This is a genomic window from Pseudoalteromonas sp. GCY (genome assembly GCF_016695175.1).
Classification (GTDB): Bacteria; Pseudomonadota; Gammaproteobacteria; order Enterobacterales; family Alteromonadaceae; genus Pseudoalteromonas.
The window spans coordinates 383536-402724 of the sequence record NZ_CP068023.1 but is presented as its reverse complement, the minus strand read 5'-3'; the positions used below and the strand labels follow the sequence as shown (position 1 = coordinate 402724).

Here is a 19189-nt window from a genome sequence, read left to right as displayed (position 1 = left end):
CTGGATTCATATTACAAAATAATATATTTACGCCGCTTTCACATACAAATTATTAACACCATTCCAGAGTTGATTGTGCAATAAATCAATGTTGTTCCACTGACGCCCAACTAGCCACTCCACCAACAAGCTAGGATCGGATGGAAAATAAAACGATGCTTTCGCGTCTGTTCGTAGCCATTCTTCCAGCGCGCCAGCATTAAGATAATTCATGACTTGAGCATGACCGAGCTCGGCTAGCGTCTGCGCATTATTCTGCTGTTCAAATTGACCATCTAATGGCTTAAGTAGCAGTTTTTTACCGAGTTTTAATGCTTCACTAGACAGCTCAAACCCCGCATTTGCAATCACACCACTGGTATTTCTTAAGTCCTGAATAAATCCAGAACGACTCGGTTTTCTCAGATGAATATGTTGTAAAGAAGCATTGTCGGCATCGGGGTGATAGCAGTAAAACTCCTTATCGGGGAAGTCTTTTAGCAACTCAATAATGCTATCCAATGCTTCAAACGGCAGATAGACCAAGACTTTATTAATTATCGATGCACATTGCTCCTGCTCTGCCTCATAAGGAATAAAAGGCGGAATAATATGCTTATCAAACGGTTGCCAGTGCACCCCCAAATGGATATCTGCTGGCGCAAAGTACCGGATCAGGGCTTTATGCCAAGGCTGTACGGCAAATTGTGGAACAGCATCATATAAATATGACGCTTGATGACTCATTGCTATCACCGGAACCTTTGCCAGCTTTCCTGCCCACGCACTAACAGGCTCAAAATCGTTAAAGATCAGATCATAACCCGATACATCTAACTTTTTTACGTCGCGGATAAACTCACCAAACTTGAGCGATTGGAAAGTTTTTAAGCGATTTAACTGGCCACGCTCGGTAACAAATGACAACCCTCGACAACTGCGATAATCACCAAAATCATGCATATCGAAATAATTTTCCGAAGGACGTCCAGAAAAAAAGTAGTCAACAGAAACCCCCATGTTGCGAAAGCAATTTGCCATTACCCGAGCTCGAGTCGTATGGCCATTTCCCGTTCCTTGAACACCATATAGTATTTTCATATGCTTCCTAATATCACTATCGCTAAACTTGCACAGGCAACACCCATTGCCGCGCCAAGCACCACATCAAGTGGATAATGTACCCCTACAATTACGCGTGACAATGACACTCCTGAAGCCCAAATCATCAACGGAAACGCAGCCAGTGGAATTTGCTCCATCAAGCAAGTCGCATATAACCAAGCGCCAGCACTATGCCCCGAGGGCAGACTAAATTTGTCACTCGGCGTCAACAAAGCTTTCACTGCGTAGCAGTCACATGGTCGTAATCGTGCAAAACGATTTTTTAGATAGAAGTAAAGCGGCCTTTCAATTGCAAAAGCCAAAATCACGGTGAGTGCAAATTGCTGACCTAGCTGCTCCAAAAAAAGAGCACACGCAATTGCTACCAACACATAGAGTCCACCGTTGCCACTTTTGGATAGACCTAATGCTATCAATCTAAACCAGTTTCTTGGTTTAGGGCAAAACACCACAAAGTATAATGCAGCGTCCAGCTCGGCTAGTTTTGCTTTCATCATTCGAGTCACGCCTAATTGCTCACAATATCAGCATAGAAGAGCAAAATAACAAATGGGTGACACTTTTAAGACACAAATATGTAAGTTGAATCAAAGCATTGCTAAGCACAAGTATGAGAGTATACTGGTTATCGACAATCAATATTCGAGGATTCAATATGGAATACAGCACTTCTGATCTTTGCGACCACTTTGCTGATGTGGTTGATGTGCTAGAGCCTATGTTCATCAATTTTGGCGGCCAGACGTCATTTAGTGGTCGTATCACTACCGTCAAATGTTTTGAAAACAATGAGCAGATCCAAGATGTACTACAACAAGACGGTACTGGTCGTGTCCTGCTCGTTGATGGTGGTGGTTCAACTCGTCGTGCACTGGTTGATATTGATTTAGCTGAGCTGGCGGTCGAGAACAACTGGCAAGGCATCATCGTTTACGGTGCGGTGCGCCATGTTGATGAACTAGAAGAAAGCGATATTGGCATTCAAGCTATCGCTTCTATCCCAGTGGCAGCAGATAGCAGTGGCAGCGGTGAAGTTGGCATTCCCGTTAATTTCGCAGGTGTCTCCTTTTACGAAGATGATTTTGTTTACGCTGACTCCACGGGTATTATCATCTCTGCGGAAGAGTTAATTTTAGAAGATGATAACGAAGACAATTAAGCGCTAGAAGTAACAGTCATGAGTACAGCAGTCCGTATATATGATGAAAGTGATATTGCCACTTTTGTCAGTGCAAGAGCCGGTGAAACCAGAATTTGGCAAAGCATAAGCTTTTTACAATGTGATCATGACTACACAGCTTCGCTTAGAGATGCGGCCCAATTTGGGATCCGTTATGTGTTGTTGGGGATCCCCGAAGATATAGGTCCGCGCGCCAATTGCGGGCAAGGCGGCGCCGAGCTTGGTTGGCGAGCCTTCTTAAAACGTTTTTTAAATCAGCCCGATAACCAGTTTTTGTCGGGCGATAAGATTTTGTTGCTAGGCGAGGTGGATACCCAGGCTATTCAAACGCGCGCACTATCGCTCGATAACGCTAATAGCGAACAGCTAGCGCAGTTACGCGCTCTCTGTGCTGACCTAGACAACCAAGTTATTGCAACCCTAGCACCTATCTTTGCTGCAGGCTTGGAGCCGATCATCATCGGTGGTGGTCACAATAATGCTTTTGGTATTTTGCAGGCACATTTTGAGGCCAGCAAGCGTGCCGCTGGTGCCATCAACTTTGACCCTCACGCTGACTTTAGAGCTTGTGAAGGTAGACATAGCGGTAATGGCTTCAGTTACGCGCATCAAGCTGGTAGTTTGTCGCATTATCATGTCATCGGCTTGCACGAGCACAAAAATAACCAAACAATCCTTACTCAATTGCAAAGCGCTGGGTTCGGATTTTCAAGTTATCAAGCGATAAAAACGAGACAAAATCAGAGCTTATCAGCATCACTCGACAAAGCGTTGGCAACAATGCCAAGCGGCATTCCATTAGGCGTAGAGTTAGACGTTGATGCCATCGTCGGCATGCCCGCAAGCGCCCTGACCTATCAAGGCTTCACAAGTAGCGATGCCGAATATTTTGTTTACCGAATGGCTCAGGTTCGACATGCTAAATATTTGCACTTATGTGAAGCAGCCCCGGCTAGACACCCACTTGGTGAGCAGGCGGGTATCGAACATTGTGGCCAAATACTAACGAACCTTGCGAACGCTTATTTAAGTACCCGTCAACTGAGGCGCTAAACACTGTCACAGCCAAACCTATGTAAAGGTAAGGCGCTCCTAGTTATTGAGGCAGCCTTTGTTTCAGCCAACTGATCAAAATATTGCTGTTCTGTGGCCGAGAAAAGTAAAACCCTTGCGCTGCCACCGTGCCAATGCTTTTTACAAACTCGAGTTGCCCGAGAGATTCAATGCCCTCGCCAATCACGCGACAGTGCTTTTCTTGATGCATCTCTACAATGCCTTTTACCAAGGATTTGGTATGCCCCATATACTCAGGTTCTTGCGTCATATTGCGCGACAGTTTCACGTACTCAAAACGCAGCGCCGGTAATTTAGCGAGCACCAGTGGCGCATCACCAAAACTATCGACGCACATTTTTACACCCAGGTTCTTCAAACGACTGATCATCGCAATTTCTTGCTCATCTAGTTCGGCAAGCATACTAGCTGGACACTCGATGATAATGGCCCCAGGGCTTAACTGATGGTTGAGCATGGTATAGTCAATAAACTCGATAAAGCTTTCGCTCAACAGCTCAGCACCAAAGACATTAATACTGATGGGAACACTGATCCCTTCCATTTTCAGCGCCAATGCGATTTCGCATGCACGCTCTAATACATATTCAGCAACGGGAATGGCAAGTCCAACTAAACGAATATCATCAATAAACTCATTGGCACTTAAAATCCCTTGCTTTGGATGCTGCCAGCGCAACAGTAATTCCACAAACTCAATGCTGTTATCTTCATGACGAACGACTGGATGAAAATAGAGCTCAAATTCAGATCTGAAGTTGATTTTAGCTAACTCCGACAACCTAACCTGTTGCTCCAGTCGATGAATTTGCATACGCTGTTGATACGGCACGACCTGTTGATGGCTATGCTGATGCGCTTCTGATTGTGTATCCAGCGCTAAAAACACGCAAGAAATCAGGTTCTCAAGCTGCCCCATTTCTTCATCGCAATTCACATAACTCGCACGCATCATGATCTCTAACGTACAGCTACCAACATTGAATGGCTTTAAAGTACTATTTGATATTTCCTCTATCAGCTGCTCATGAAAGTGCTTACCATGCTTTAGCGAACATACAAACGCAAAGTTAAGACCACCTAGATGCGCCATTTTCGTAGTTTCATTGCCATGAGTGATAGCCATAACATCGCCTGATTGCAAACATTGCGCAATACGATTAGCCGATTGAGCCAACAGCAAGTCACCAAACTCACGCCCTAAATGAAAATTCACCTGCTCGAAACCCATGAGACGGACAAGCACGAGCATACAAGTGCTCCCTTCCGTTTGGCGATATTCATTAAAAGCACGTTTAAAGCTTTGCCGACCAGGTAACCCCAAACTTTCATGCTCGGTGTGGTCATCATCGTGTTCTTTCAATTCAAATTCATTTGCGCTGCTATACGATTGATAGGCAAGGAAAAGAATATACATAAACACAATGACAATTGCGCCATGCTGGGCAGGAAATGTCCATAAATATTCAGACACCGTCCACATTACCAAAGTGATTATCGCCGCAGCACTTATCAACAATAAGCCACTTTTGTGCTCCTGTAAGCCATGGAACAAATAAAGGAGTATCGTCAAAGTAAGTAAATGTAATGTAGTGATATTGTCCGTAAAGGCGAGCAGTATTGCAAGTGTTGCACTGCTAAGGTGAGCCAGCTTGAGCATACCAGAGGGGCGCTGCAGCATTAATGCTAACGCCCCCATTACAATGGCTCCGGCCATGCCAGCCATCATTGGTGTAATTAGTATCGCAATTCCTTCAGACAGCAATAATTCTGTGGCTCCGCCACTAGCTGTTGAAATTGAAAGCATAATTTGTTGCTTATAAAAGGATCATTACTGATTAAGTTTACCTAAGATCCACAAATTTGACAGGTCCGCTACACCAAATTGATAACTTAACTGTGCAGGATGTGTAATGTCCCATAAAGCTAAATCCGCGCGCGTTCCAACTTTCAATACACCACGGTCGCTCAACCCCAAGGCTTTCGCAGCATTAACCGTAACACCACTAAGCGCTTCTTCTGGTGTCATTCTAAATAATGTGCACGCCATATTCAGCATTAATCGCAGTGAGCACATAGGGGCAGTACCTGGATTGAAGTCGCTAGCGAGTGCCATTGCTACTTTGTGCTTTCTGAGCAAATCAATTGGTGGCAATTGCGTTTCTCGTAAGAAATAAAAAGCGCCGGGTAAAAGTACCGCAGTAACATCCCCTTTAGCCATCGCTTCCACACCAGCTTCATCAAGATATTCAATATGATCCGCTGAAAGCCCTTTAAACTTAGCCACAAGCTCGCTGCCATGTTGATTAGATAGCTGCTCAGCATGACATTTAACCTGTAATCCCAACTGTTGTGCTCGAGTAAATACTTGCTCAGTTTGCTGATAGGTAAATCCCACGTTCTCACAAAATACATCAACAGCCGTTGCTAATTGGCGCGAAGCAACTTGTGGCAGCATCTCATCACAGACTAAATCAATGTAGGCTTGGCTATTGTCTTTGTATTCTGGGGGTAATGCATGCGCGCCCAAGAACGTGCTATGCACATCAATCGGGTGATGCTCATTGAGTAGTTGATTAATTTCTAGCAGTTTAAGCTCGTTTTCAACATCTAGGCCGTAACCCGATTTACTTTCAACCGTGGTAACCCCTTCTTTGAGTAAACTATTCAAACGGTTCTTACCGTTAACATACAGCGTTTCTCTGTCTGCTAATCGTGTCGCCTTAACGGTACTTGCGATACCACCACCTTGCGCAGCAATCTCTTGATATGACGCCCCCAGTAATCGTTGCTCAAATTCGTTGGCCCGAGAACCCGCAAATAAAATATGCGTGTGGCAGTCGATTAACCCAGGGGTCAACCATTGACCATTGGCTTTATGAATAGGTGTTGCAATGGCATCAACCTCAGGTAGTTCACTACGAGGGCCTAACCAATTAATTCTGCCATCTTTAATCGCGATCGCTGCATTTTCTATCGCACCATAAGGGGTATCCAAATTGGGATCCATAGTTGCAATATTGACATCGATAATAAGCAAATCGGCTTCTAACATCATACTTGTCCTAATCTAAATCAAATCCATATGCCAACACATTAAAATAAACTCGCTCACTGCGAGATTTATTCATTGAGTCTATCAGGGATACTTGTATATACAAGGGAAGTGTGCCATCTTTATTTACATAAATATGAACTCGAGACAACAATTGTGCCTGAGCTTCCTAAATTTGCGCTGATAAAACAATATATTATCGATAATATTCGCGCCGCGCGCTGGCTCGAAAACGAGCGCGTGCCGTCGGAAAATGAGTTAGCTGACCAATTTAATGTTAGCCGAATGACCGCAAGACGAGCACTAAGCGAGCTAACTGAAGCCGGAATTTTAACTCGTAGCCAAGGTCTAGGTACTTTTGTTGCCAGTTTTAAATCTCAGTCTTCGTTACTTGAGATCCGCAATATTGCCGACGAGGTCAACGCTCGCAATGGCAAATACTCTTGCACCGTACTAACGCTTGAACTTATTGCTGCAGTAGCGCCTATCGCCATTGCACTAGGTGTAGAAGCGGACGCGCCAGTCTATAGAAGCGTAATTGTGCATAATGAAAATGAACAACCACTGCAAGTCGAAGAGCGCTTTGTCAATCCACAGTTGGCACCGGAGTATTTAGACCAAAACTTTGAACTGACTACCCCTCATGAATATTTATCTCAAGTCGCGCCACTCACAGAGGCTAGACACACCGTTGAAGCAGTTATGCCATCACGAGAGGTTTGCCAGTGGCTTGGGCTTTATAATGAAGAGCCATGTTTACAAATGATCCGCCGAACTTGGTCTGCAAAAGGCATTGTTAGCTTCGCAAGATTAATTTCGCCTGGCAGTAAATATCGCTTAGGTGGTCATCTCACCTTTAAGCAAAGGTCGTAACACATAAAGTGTCGCCAAACATCGCGGCAGATAAATCAAAACGACATGGCGGCCTAGGTTGCCATGCAATACAAATAAGCTAACAACCTAGCGAAACTAAGCAATCGCAACAACTAGACGTTTCACTTAGGTTGTATATACAACAGGAGAGAGCAGAATGAGTGACAACCCAAGATTAGACCCTAGCCGCGAGATCCGCGCGCCACGAGGTGCAGACATTACCGCAAAGAACTGGCTTACTGAAGCCGCAAAGCGAATGTTGATGAATAACCTTGACCCTGAAGTTGCGGAGCACCCCAATGCACTAGTAGTTTATGGCGGTATTGGCCGCGCCGCTCGCGACTGGTCATGCTTCGATAAAATCGTTGAAACGTTAGACCGCTTAGAAGAAGACGAAACCTTACTGGTGCAATCAGGTAAACCTGTTGGCGTATTCAAAACTCATAGCAACGCTCCTCGCGTCTTAATTGCTAACTCAAATTTAGTACCACATTGGGCTAACTGGGATCACTTCAACGAACTCGATAAAAAAGGCCTGATGATGTACGGCCAGATGACCGCTGGTTCTTGGATCTATATTGGCTCACAAGGCATAGTACAAGGCACATACGAGACCTTTGTCGCAATGGCAAAGCAACACTTTAATGGTGAGGCAAAAGGCAAGTGGATCTTAACCGGTGGCCTTGGCGGCATGGGTGGCGCGCAACCACTCGCAGCAACTATGGCAGGCTTTAGCGCCCTCGTTGTTGAGTGTGATGAGTCACGAATCGATTTTCGTCTTAACACACGCTATGTTGACCGAAAGGCAACCACACTTGATGATGCGTTAGCTATCATTGATGAAGCTAACGCTGCTGGGCAACCGGTATCAGTTGGCCTGTTGGGCAATGCAGCGGATGTTTATGCTGAATTGGTTGAGCGCAATATCACTCCTGACGTAGTAACCGATCAAACTTCTGCGCACGATCCATTAAACGGCTACTTACCGCAAACATGGACTATGGCTCAGGCAGCCGCGCTTCGCGAAAGCGATCCACAAGCAGTTGTAAAAGCCGCAAAACAATCTATGGCGGTGCAAGTACAAGCCATGCTAACGCTGCAATCGCGCGGGGCTGCAACAACTGACTACGGTAATAACATTCGCCAAATGGCCTTAGAAGAAGGGGTTGATAACGCCTTTGATTTCCCAGGCTTTGTTCCAGCCTATATTCGTCCACTGTTTTGCCAAGGTATAGGTCCATTCCGTTGGGTTGCGCTGTCTGGCGATCCTGAAGATATTTATAAAACAGACGCGAAAGTTAAAGAGCTTATCCCAGACGACCCACACCTTCACAATTGGTTAGATATGGCGCGCGAGCGCATTCAATTCCAAGGCTTGCCTGCTCGTATTTGCTGGGTTGGACTGAAGGACAGAGCGCGTTTAGCACGAGCATTCAATGAAATGGTCAAAAATGGAGAACTCAAAGCGCCGATTGTGATTGGTCGTGATCACTTAGATTCAGGCTCTGTCGCCAGTCCAAACCGTGAAACGGAATCGATGATGGATGGTTCAGATGCAGTATCGGACTGGCCGTTACTCAATGCCTTGTTAAACACGGCTGGCGGTGCAACTTGGGTCTCGCTGCATCACGGCGGTGGCGTTGGTATGGGCTTCAGTCAACATTCGGGAGTGGTTATTGTGGCAGATGGCACAGACGAAGCTGACGCCCGCTTATCTCGCGTACTATGGAATGACCCAGGTACCGGTGTAATGCGTCATGCCGATGCCGGTTATGACATAGCCAAAGACTGTGCAAAAGAACAAAAACTAGATTTACCTATGCTGGAAGGAAAGTAAGTATGTACTCACTAAATTTAATCCCAGGCCAACTGACTTTAAACACGTTACGACAAATCAATCAACAGCCTGTTCATCTCAGCTTAGACGAATCAGCGAAAGCCGCTATTGCTAACAGTGCAGACACAGTTCAGCAAGTGATCAAAGAAGGACGCACCGTTTACGGCATTAATACGGGCTTTGGCTTGCTGGCCAACACCAAAATTGCAAAAGACGAATTAGAGTTGCTACAACGCTCTATTGTACTGTCGCACGCAGCCGGTATTGGCGAGTTAATGGATGATAGTACCGTTCGACTAATGATGGTGCTAAAAATCAATTCACTCTCTCGTGGTTTCTCTGGGATCCGCTTAGATGTGATCGAGTTCTTAGCGGCCTTGGTTAATGCCGAAGTCTATCCTTGTGTGCCCAAGAAGGGCTCGGTCGGGGCATCTGGCGATCTCGCACCACTATCGCATATGTGTTTACCGATCCTTGGCGAAGGTCAGGTTCGCTATCGTGGCGAGCTTATCGATGCCATCGATGGCTTAAAAATAGCAGGACTTGAACCACTTACTTTAGCTGCAAAAGAAGGTCTCGCACTACTTAACGGTACACAAGCATCTACAGCTTTTGCACTGCAAGGCCTATTCAGAGCTGAAGATCTTTATGCGCAAAGTTGTGTCGTTGGTTCAATGAGCATTGAAGCGGCTATGGGCAGCCGCTCGCCGTTTGATGCTCGTATTCACGAAGTCCGTGGCCAGCAAGGACAAATCGACACCGCACTGGCGTTTAGAGATATCTTACAAACTCGCTCAGAAATAAGTGATGCTCATGTTGATTGTGAAAAAGTACAAGATCCTTATTGCTTACGTTGTCAACCACAGGTGCTTGGCGCCTGTTTAACTCAGATCCGCCAGGCCGCTGAGGTGATCCTCGTAGAATCCAATGGGGTAACAGATAATCCACTGGTATTTGCTGATGCTGGAGATATTATTTCTGGCGGCAACTTCCATGCAGAACCTATCGCGATGGCGGCTGATAACCTAGCGCTTGCCATTGCTGAAATTGGTGCATTGGCTGAACGTCGTATCGCGCTGCTTATTGATTCGAGCTTATCAAAACTGCCTCCCTTCTTAGTTAACAATGGCGGTGTAAACTCAGGCTTTATGATTGCACAAGTTACCGCTGCAGCACTGGCCTCTGAAAACAAAACACTCGCACATCCAGGCAGTGTTGACAGCCTCCCAACCTCGGCAAACCAAGAAGACCATGTTTCCATGGCGACCTTTGCGGCAAGGCGCTTACAGGAAATGGCTGACAACACCCAAGGTGTACTCGCAGTTGAATATCTTGCTGCAGCGCAAGGGTTAGATTTTAGAGCACCGCTTAAGCCGTCTGACAAAGTGGCTGCAGCTCAGCAAATATTACGAGCTGTCGTGAGCTTTTATGACAAAGATAGGTATTTTGCACCTGATATTGAAAGCGCCAATGCGTTATTGGGTCAAGCTGCACTGGCGCATCTGCTACCAGCACAACTCTTACCTTCAGCCTAACTCAGATTAATTAACAATCGGATGATGGTAGGCAAAGCCGAGTTCAGTAATACGCTCGGCTTTGATAATACGCGCTTCCTCTTTTGACGAAGCAAAACTTGGCATCTCAGTCCCTAATTTTTCACAGTGATATTGATAAAACGCCTGTCTCGTGGGGTGTGCTGGATAGCAAACATTATAAATGTCTGCAGCGTCCTGCCACTGCGCGATCACGGTATTGATTGCAGTAACAACATCGCCCCGATGAACCATATTCACTCTACCATTCGCTGAGCTAGATAAAGCCTTTCCTACTACAAATCGCCCAGGTTCCCTATCGGGACCTTGAAGGCCAGCTAAGCGTACAACCTTGCCGCCTGCGTTAAGCACCATCTCTTCAGCAGTTCTTAGTATATCAACACGCCTGTTGGCTTTATCCGCTAACTTACCTTGTTCATCATATTCACCATTTTCGGTGCTATAAACACCAGTAGTCGAACACAATAAGAAGCCTGCTGCTGACATCTTCTTTGCAAGTAACAATGCCTGTTCTAACGTTTCTAAATAGTTACTATCGACATGCCTAGCTCTTGGTGGAATCGCACACACCCAATACGCGTTGTGTAAAGAAATTGAGTGCGCTAAGGTGCCGTTTTCAGTTAAGACCAGCTGCCTTGACCAGCTATGCATCTCGTTAGCTTGGGTTCTGGTGCCTTCTATTTGCCACCCTTGCAACTCGGCTTTGTGACACAACGCTTCACCGAGCCAACCCGCGCCCAGTACGACCAGACTGCGATTTAATACTTTCATATGAATATTACCTTAACCAAGAAGTTACCTTGTATTATCTATGTAAAAGAAGTTAACGCAAACGGTGGCGTTCTCCAGTTATCTATGGTTTGATTACCGTTTGCATAAGCTAAAAATAAGAAGTGTCATGCTTGAGAATTTATCCCTTAGAAAGAAAATATTGCTGCTAATTGGCGGCACCATTTCCGTATTATTAATTATTGCATCAAGCTTTTTCGTCAGCCATATTGCAACGCTCTCTCGAGATGGTATTGAGCGAGAAACGCAAAGCTATATTCAAGCCGAAAAATTGGCGATGGAAGCATTCTTTGGCCAATACGGCAAAGTAGTTGAAACCTTTGTTTCTACGCCTCATAACATTCATTGGTTTGAAAATTATAATACCCGTGGCGCCGATCTGACTAAAGATAAAGACTATCAAGAGGTCAATGAAGACTTGGTTAGGATCGCCAAAGGCGACGAAAATATTCTCTCAGCCTTTATTGCCTCAGCAAACACCGGTGAATATTTTAAAGAAAATGATCGTACATCAGCATATTCGGATGGTCGACCTTACTACGCCTATCAGCGCCCATGGTGGCAGGATACGCTTGATGTAGGTAAATTGTATGTTGGTCCAATTGCAACCGATATCAATACCGGTGCGGTGTCTGCTGTGATCCGTCAACCTATCTACAATAACGGCGGCAAACTCGTCGCCATGGGTGGCGTCGACTTACAGATCAATAAATTGAACGATATGGTTGAACGTATCAAGTTTCAAGATAAAGGTTTTGGCTTTTTGCTCGATGGTGATTTAAATGTTGTGCATTTATCCAAGCGTACTGGTCATTCGCTCTCTACCACAGATGAAGGCGAGAAAGGCAAAGAAGGTTTAGATGGCCTTGAATCCCAGTTTGCCAATACATCAGGCTTTGACGCTCTAAATGCCGCTATCAAGCGTAACCCCGTTGGCAATAGTACGGTCACGTTCAAAGGGGAAGCGTATTATGTTGTTTATGACAATGTGAAATTAGACAACCCCCTATTGGATTGGCACGTTGGCCTACTTATTCCGGTGTCGCTGATCGACGCGCCGGTGAATGACGCCGTAATGAGCACTATCACAGCCTTGATTATTATCTTAGCCATTATCGTGGCAATGATCTTGCTCGCCACGCAAATGATCACCAAACCGATTGTAGCGCTTACCGAAACCATGCGAGACATCGCATCGGGTGAAGGCGACCTGACTAGACGTATCGATATCACCAGTAAAGATGAAGTCGGTCAACTCGCACTTCATATGAATACCTTCATCGACAAACTTAGAGCAATGATGCTCGATACCGCTGCGCAAGCCGAGCAATTAAGTAATGCTTCCGCTCAACTACGTGAAGTATCAAACAATACTAACAGTGAGATTCAGCGCGAAAAAGAACAGGTGGATAGCGTAAGCGCGGCAGTGACCGAGATGGCAGCTACTGTGACTGAAATCTCACGTAATGCACAAGAGACCAACCAAGCCGCTGATGTCGTGCAACGTATTACGAATGAAGGTGCGGGACGTTCATCACAAGCCCAAGAAGTCATGACTGAACTTGCACTTCATATTGGTGAGGCCGCAAAAGTGGTTGCCGGACTTGAACAAGAAACCAGTAACATAGGTGCCGTTATCGATGTGATTAACGGTATTGCTGAACAAACGAACTTACTGGCACTCAATGCCGCCATAGAAGCCGCCAGAGCGGGCGAGCAAGGTCGAGGCTTTGCGGTGGTTGCTGATGAAGTAAGGTCGCTTGCAAGCCGCACGCAAGAGTCTACCGATGACATTCGCAATATGATCTCTCGTTTACAGCAAATTGCCCAACAAGCTTCAGTGATGATGCAACAAGGTCAAGACCGCGCAGAGGGGACCGTAGAGGAAACTCAAGCCGTGCTTGATGCCTTGAAAGAAATCACAGAGTCGGTCACGACAGTACAAGACCAGAGTCATCAAATTGCCACATCAACAGAGCAACAAACCGTTGTTGCAGAAGATATTAACAATAGCCTTAACCAAATTAATGAGCTCGTTAATAGCACGGCCAACCACGCCAATGTACTGGCAGATGAAGCCCGCGACTTGAACGATTTAGCCAAGGCGCTTAACTCAACGGTCAACCAGTTTAAGCTTTAATCACACACTAAAACACGTCGCAATCGCGGCGTGTTTTGATCTGAGGCAAATCTAACCCAGGCGGTAAAAAGTACACTGACACTCTTAATAAAACTCGAGAGTGCGTATCGTGATTAATTTACCTATTTGGAATGATTCCCTTATCAACAAGTACAATATATCTGGTCCTAGATATACCTCATATCCAACGGCCTTATCGCTTGAGTCTGGTTATAGCCAAAAAGAGTTACAAGCGGCTATTACTGGCTCTGAATCTCGCTCACTCTCGCTGTATATTCATATCCCTTTTTGTCATCAACTATGCTACTACTGTGGCTGTAATAAAATCATTACTCGTCATCAATCCAAAGCTGACGTTTACCTAGATTACTTAGCACAAGAAATCGCAGCAAAAGCGCCGCTATTTTCTGAGTATCGTGTAGAACAACTTCATTTAGGCGGTGGTACACCAACTTTCTTAACTACCGAGCAAATGACACGTCTAATCGAAATGCTGAATAGTGCATTTAATTTCTCTCAGAGTGCACAGCGTGGTATTGAAATAGACCCAAGATCACTTGCACCAAATATGATGCGCCATCTACACGATCTCGGATTTAATCGTGTGTCTTTTGGCGTACAAGATTTTAATGATGAAGTACAAGCTGCGGTAAACCGTCCACAGCATCTAGACGAAGTGCTGGCTATCTTAACTGAAGCGAGAACGCTCGGTTTTAAATCTATTAATATGGATATGATCTATGGGCTACCATTTCAAACGGTAGAGAGCTACAAGCAAACGATTGGGCAACTTATCGCACTTTCTCCCGATAGAGTCTCTGTATTTAACTATGCCCATCTTCCGGATAGATTTGCAGCACAGCGAAAACTAAAAGAAGCCGACATGCCAAGTGCGGGAGAAAAACTTGAGATCTTTAAGCAAACACTGGAACAGATGACCACCGCTGGGTATCAATTCATCGGTATGGATCACTTCGCCAAAAAAGACGATGAACTGGCTATGGCACAAAATGAAGGGCATCTACACCGTAATTTTCAAGGCTATACCACTCATGGCGAGTGCGACCTATTAGGTCTTGGTGTGTCGTCTATTTCCCAAATTGGTCACATGATTTTGCAAAATGAAAAAGAGTTAAAACCTTATTATCAGGCTTTAAGTGATAAAAGATGTGCGATCACTAAAGGGATAACTTTAAGTGGTGATGATGAAATACGCGCGGCTGTTATCAAACAACTTATTTGTCATTTTGAGTTAGATAAAAAGGTGTTCGAGCAACGCTATGATATAAATTTTGACGAATATTTCGTTCAAACACTTAACGCTCTTGAGCCTCTAGCCCGCGATGGCTTAGTAGAACTAAGTGAGCAATCTATCCGAGTCACAAGTAGCGGTAATTTATTTATTCGCATCATTTGCATGTGCTTTGATGCCTACTTACAAAACCAAGTCAAAAACACCCGCTTCTCTCGCGTTATTTAACCATCTTACTCTCTCTAAGTTACCACAACCTCCCACAATACTGTGTTTATGGTGGGAGCGGGTTCACCTCGCGAGATTTTCTATATCCCAAACAGCAAAAAACCCGTCGTATTGTTGAAACGGGTTTTGATGTACATGGGTGTTCCACATTATTTCTGAGCCGAAACTTTCATTGCAACCCATCGGCGGATAAACCACCTCCTACCATATTGCACTGTGCTTATACTGTGGTGGGAGTGAGTTTACCTCGCGAGGTTTTTTATATCCCAAACAGCAAAAAAACCATCACATTGCTGCAACAGGTTTTGATGCACATGGGTGTTCCACATTATTTCTGAGCCGAAACTTTCATTGCAACCCATCGGCGGATAAACCGCCTCCTACCATGTTGCACTGTGCTGATACTGTGGTAGGAGCGAGTTTACCTCGCGAGGTTTTTTATATCCCAAACAACAAAAAACCCGTCGTATTGTTGAAACGGGTTTTGATGCACATGGGTGTTCCACATTATTTCTGAGCCGAAACTTTCATTGCAACCCATCGGCGGATAAACCGCCTCCCACCATGTTGCACTATGCTGATACGGTGGTGGGAGCGAGTTTACCTCGCGAGATTTTCTATATCCCAAACAGCAAAAAAACCATCACATTGCTGAAACGGGTTTTGATGTACATGTTTTTTTGCTGGAACTTCATTGCAACCCATCAGCGGGTAAACCATCTCCTACCGTGTTGTACTGTGCTGATACTGTGGTGGGAGTGGGAGCGAGTTTACCTCGCGAGGTTTTTAAATCACAAACAGCAAAAAACCCGTCGCATTGCTGCAACGGGTTTCTCTTATTTGGCCCTGGCGATGTTCTACTTTCACATGGGTAATCCACACTATCATCGACGCTGTTTTGTTTCACTTCTGAGTTCGGCATGGGGTCAGGTGGGTCCAAAACGCTATAGTCACCAGGAAATTCTGTTCATCAATGAAGTCTCCCTCATCAATGTAAATCCGGAAAAAGCTTATTAAATTCTTTTGTCTACTTTAGTCTATTAACTTCTGTCGCTTATAAACCACTTTGGCGTTGTATGGTTAAGCCTCACGGGTAATTAGTACGAGTTAGCTTAATGCCTCACAGCACTTCCACATCTCGCCTATCAACGTTGTAGTCTTCAACGGCCCTTCAGTTGACTCTAAGTCAAAGTGAGAACTCATCTCGAGGCCTGCTTCCCGCTTAGATGCTTTCAGCGGTTATCAGTTCCGAACGTAGCTACCGGGCAATGCAATTGGCATCACAACCCGAACACCAGCGGTTCGTCCACTCCGGTCCTCTCGTACTAGGAGCAGCCCCTCTCAATTCTCAAACGCCCACGGCAGATAGGGACCGAACTGTCTCACGACGTTCTAAACCCAGCTCGCGTACCACTTTAAATGGCGAACAGCCATACCCTTGGGACCGACTTCAGCCCCAGGATGTGATGAGCCGACATCGAGGTGCCAAACACCGCCGTCGATATGAACTCTTGGGCGGTATCAGCCTGTTATCCCCGGAGTACCTTTTATCCGTTGAGCGATGGCCCTTCCATTCAGAACCACCGGATCACTATGACCTACTTTCGTACCTGCTCGACGTGTCTGTCTCGCAGTTAAGCTTGCTTCTACCATTACACTAACCGTACGATGTCCGACCGTACTTAGCAAACCTTCGTGCTCCTCCGTTACTCTTTGGGAGGAGACCGCCCCAGTCAAACTACCCACCAGGCACTGTCCTCAACCCCGATTCAGGGGCCTAAGTTAGAACATCAACACTACAAGGGTGGTATTTCAAGGTCGGCTCCACAGAAACTAGCGTCTCTGCTTCAAAGCCTCCCACCTATCCTACACATGTAGGGTCAATGTTCAGTGCCAAGCTGTAGTAAAGGTTCACGGGGTCTTTCCGTCTAGCCGCGGGTACACAGCATCTTCACTGCGATTTCAATTTCACTGAGTCTCGGGTGGAGACAGCGTGGCCATGGTTACACCATTCGTGCAGGTCGGAACTTACCCGACAAGGAATTTCGCTACCTTAGGACCGTTATAGTTACGGCCGCCGTTTACCGGGGCTTCGATCAAGAGCTTCGCCTAAGCTAACCCCATCAATTAACCTTCCGGCACCGGGCAGGTGTCACACCGTATACGTCATCTTACGATTTTGCACAGTGCTGTGTTTTTAATAAACAGTCCCAGCCACCTGGTCACTGCGGCTCTCGTTTGCTTACAGAGCAAGTCCTTCACAAACAAGAGCGTACCTTCTCCCGAAGTTACGGTACAATTTTGCCTAGTTCCTTCACCCGAGTTCTCTCAAGCGCCTTAGTATTCTCTACCTGACCACCTGTGTCGGTTTAGGGTACGATTCAGTATGAACTGAAGCTTAGAGGCTTTTCCTGGAAGTAGGGCATCAACAACTTCACCACCTTAGTGGCTCGTCTCGACTCTCAGCCTTGGCAACCCGGATTTTCCTAAGTCACCAGCCTACAGCCTTTCACATGGACAACCAACGCCATGCTTGCCTAGCCTGCTCCGTCCCCCCATCGCATTCATACCGAGTACGGGAATATTAACCCGTTTCCCATCGACTACGCTCTTCAGCCTCGCCTTAGGGGTCGACTCACCCTACCCTGATTAACATGGGATAGGAACCCTTGGTCTTCCGGCGGAGGAGTTTTTCACTCCTCTTGTCGTTACTCATGTCAGCATTCGCACTTCTGATATGTCCAGCATGCCTCCCGGCACACCTTCAGCCACTTACAGAACGCTCCCCTACCCCGCGAATATACCCCGAAACTATCTCTTGCCAACTCAACGTGTTGACCGCTTGACCGTTGGGCACTTCGTGCATCAACGTTAATCTTAAAATAGTTTGGGTGGTATATTCGCAGCCGTAGCTTCGGTGGTATGTTTAGCCCCGTTACATCTTCCGCGCAGGCCGACTCGACTAGTGAGCTATTACGCTTTCTTTAAAGGGTGGCTGCTTCTAAGCCAACCTCCTAGCTGTTTTAGCCTTCCCACATCGTTTCCCACTTAACATACACTTTGGGACCTTAGCTGACGGTCTGGGTTGTTTCCCTCTCCACGACGGACGTTAGCACCCGCCGTGTGTCTCCCGGATATTACTTTACGGTATTCGGAGTTTGCAAAGGGTTGGTAAGTCGGGATGACCCCCTAGCCTTAACAGTGCTCTACCCCCGTAAGTATTCGTCCGAGGCTCTACCTAAATAGATTTCGGGGAGAACCAGCTATCTCCCGGTTTGATTAGCCTTTCACTCCTAGCCACAGGTCATCCCCTAACTTTTCAACGTTAGTGGGTTCGGTCCTCCAGTTGATGTTACTCAACCTTCAACCTGCCCATGGCTAGATCACCGGGTTTCGGGTCTATACCCTGCAACTTAAGCGCCCAGTTAAGACTCGCTTTCGCTACGGCTCCCCTAAATGGTTAACCTCGCTACAGAATATAAGTCGCTGACCCATTATACAAAAGGTACGCAGTCACCCAACAAGTAGGCTCCTACTGCTTGTACGTACACGGTTTCAGGTTCTATTTCACTCCCCTCACAGGGGTTCTTTTCGCCTTTCCCTCACGGTACTGGTTCACTATCGGTCAGTTGGGAGTATTTAGCCTTGGAGGATGGTCCCCCCATATTCAGTCAAAGTTTCACGTGCTCCGACCTACTCGATTTCACTTTAGATAAGTTTTTGTGTACGGGACTATCACCCTGTTTCGTCATGCTTTCCAACATCTTCCACTAACTACACTAAAGCTTAAGGGCTGGTCCGATTTCGCTCGCCGCTACTTTCGGAATCTCGGTTGATTTCTTTTCCTACGGGTACTTAGATGTTTCAGTTCTCCGCGTTCGCCTCGTTAACCTATGTATTCAGTTAACGATACCTGCAAGCAGGTGGGTTCCCCCATTCGGAAATCCTAGTCTCAAGCGCCTCTTACTGGCTTGACTAGGCTTATCGCAAGTTAGTACGTCCTTCATCGCCTCCAACTGCCAAGGCATCCACCGTGTACGCTTAGTCACTTAACCATACAACCCAAAATAGTTTTAAGTTGTACTGTCAAAGACTGATTTAACT

General features: G+C 46.0%; 12 protein-coding genes and 2 rRNA genes. 7 read left to right on the top strand and 7 right to left on the bottom strand.

Annotation, left to right across the window (positions count from 1 at the left end):
• Positions 1 to 27 precede the first annotated feature (27 nt).
• A complete protein-coding gene (locus JJQ94_RS06985) occupies positions 28 to 1080 on the bottom strand; it encodes an MJ1255/VC2487 family glycosyltransferase (RefSeq protein ID WP_099028930.1) in 1053 nt (350 codons plus the stop codon).
• Positions 1077 to 1601, bottom strand: coding sequence for a phosphatase PAP2 family protein (locus tag JJQ94_RS06980; protein ID WP_099028929.1), 525 nt, complete (start codon positions 1599 to 1601; stop codon positions 1077 to 1079). Before JJQ94_RS06980 ends, JJQ94_RS06985 begins: the two co-directional genes overlap by 4 nt.
• A 158-nt stretch (positions 1602 to 1759) precedes the next feature.
• Between JJQ94_RS06980 and rraA the strand changes: the two genes are divergently transcribed.
• Positions 1760 to 2263, top strand: a complete 504-nt coding sequence (rraA, locus tag JJQ94_RS06975; protein ID WP_010607046.1) for a ribonuclease E activity regulator RraA — start codon at positions 1760 to 1762, stop codon at positions 2261 to 2263.
• An 18-nt stretch (positions 2264 to 2281) separates the two neighbouring features.
• Positions 2282 to 3337, top strand: coding sequence for a formimidoylglutamase (locus JJQ94_RS06970; RefSeq protein WP_099028928.1), 1056 nt, complete (start codon positions 2282 to 2284; stop codon positions 3335 to 3337).
• Between the two features lie 43 nt (positions 3338 to 3380).
• Here JJQ94_RS06970 and JJQ94_RS06965 read toward each other — a convergent pair whose 3' ends face one another.
• Entirely contained in the window at positions 3381 to 5165 is a 1785-nt protein-coding gene (locus JJQ94_RS06965; RefSeq protein WP_099028927.1) for an EAL domain-containing protein, read from the bottom strand.
• Between the two features lie 24 nt (positions 5166 to 5189).
• Complete coding sequence (hutI, locus tag JJQ94_RS06960) at positions 5190 to 6413, bottom strand: imidazolonepropionase (RefSeq protein ID WP_099028926.1); 1224 nt, start codon at positions 6411 to 6413, stop codon at positions 5190 to 5192.
• A 111-nt stretch (positions 6414 to 6524) separates the two neighbouring features.
• Here hutI and hutC point away from each other — a divergent pair, with 111 nt between their 5' ends.
• The 3 genes from hutC to hutH all read left to right on the top strand — a co-directional run bounded on the left by hutC (position 6525) and on the right by hutH (position 10658).
• Positions 6525 to 7286, top strand: coding sequence for a histidine utilization repressor (gene hutC, locus JJQ94_RS06955; protein WP_010368955.1), 762 nt, complete (start codon positions 6525 to 6527; stop codon positions 7284 to 7286).
• Between the two features lie 157 nt (positions 7287 to 7443).
• The gene (hutU, locus tag JJQ94_RS06950; protein WP_099028925.1) at positions 7444 to 9123 is read left to right on the top strand and encodes a urocanate hydratase; all 1680 of its coding nucleotides are present in this window, start codon (positions 7444 to 7446) and stop codon (positions 9121 to 9123) included.
• A gap of 2 nt (positions 9124 to 9125) precedes the next feature.
• On the top strand, positions 9126 to 10658 hold the full coding sequence (gene hutH, locus JJQ94_RS06945) for a histidine ammonia-lyase (protein ID WP_099028924.1): 1533 nt from the start codon (positions 9126 to 9128) through the stop codon (positions 10656 to 10658).
• 6 nt (positions 10659 to 10664) lie between these two features.
• Here hutH and JJQ94_RS06940 read toward each other — a convergent pair whose 3' ends face one another.
• Entirely contained in the window at positions 10665 to 11447 is a 783-nt protein-coding gene (locus JJQ94_RS06940) for an NADP-binding protein (protein ID WP_099028923.1), read from the bottom strand.
• A 127-nt stretch (positions 11448 to 11574) separates the two neighbouring features.
• Between JJQ94_RS06940 and JJQ94_RS06935 the strand changes: the two genes are divergently transcribed.
• Both JJQ94_RS06935 and hemN read left to right on the top strand, forming a co-directional pair.
• Positions 11575 to 13605: a methyl-accepting chemotaxis protein gene (locus JJQ94_RS06935; RefSeq protein ID WP_099028922.1), complete on the top strand. Its 2031-nt coding sequence runs from the start codon at positions 11575 to 11577 to the stop codon at positions 13603 to 13605.
• A 109-nt stretch (positions 13606 to 13714) separates the two neighbouring features.
• Positions 13715 to 15085 (top strand): oxygen-independent coproporphyrinogen III oxidase, encoded by a 1371-nt coding sequence (gene hemN, locus JJQ94_RS06930; RefSeq protein ID WP_099029076.1) that lies wholly within the window; start codon positions 13715 to 13717, stop codon positions 15083 to 15085.
• 844 nt (positions 15086 to 15929) lie between these two features.
• Here hemN and rrf read toward each other — a convergent pair.
• Positions 15930 to 16043, bottom strand: a 5S ribosomal RNA gene (rrf, locus tag JJQ94_RS06925).
• Positions 16044 to 16161: 118 nt separating this feature from the next.
• Positions 16162 to 19140: ribosomal RNA gene (locus JJQ94_RS06920) — 23S ribosomal RNA — on the bottom strand.
• Between the last annotated feature and the right edge of the window lie 49 nt (positions 19141 to 19189).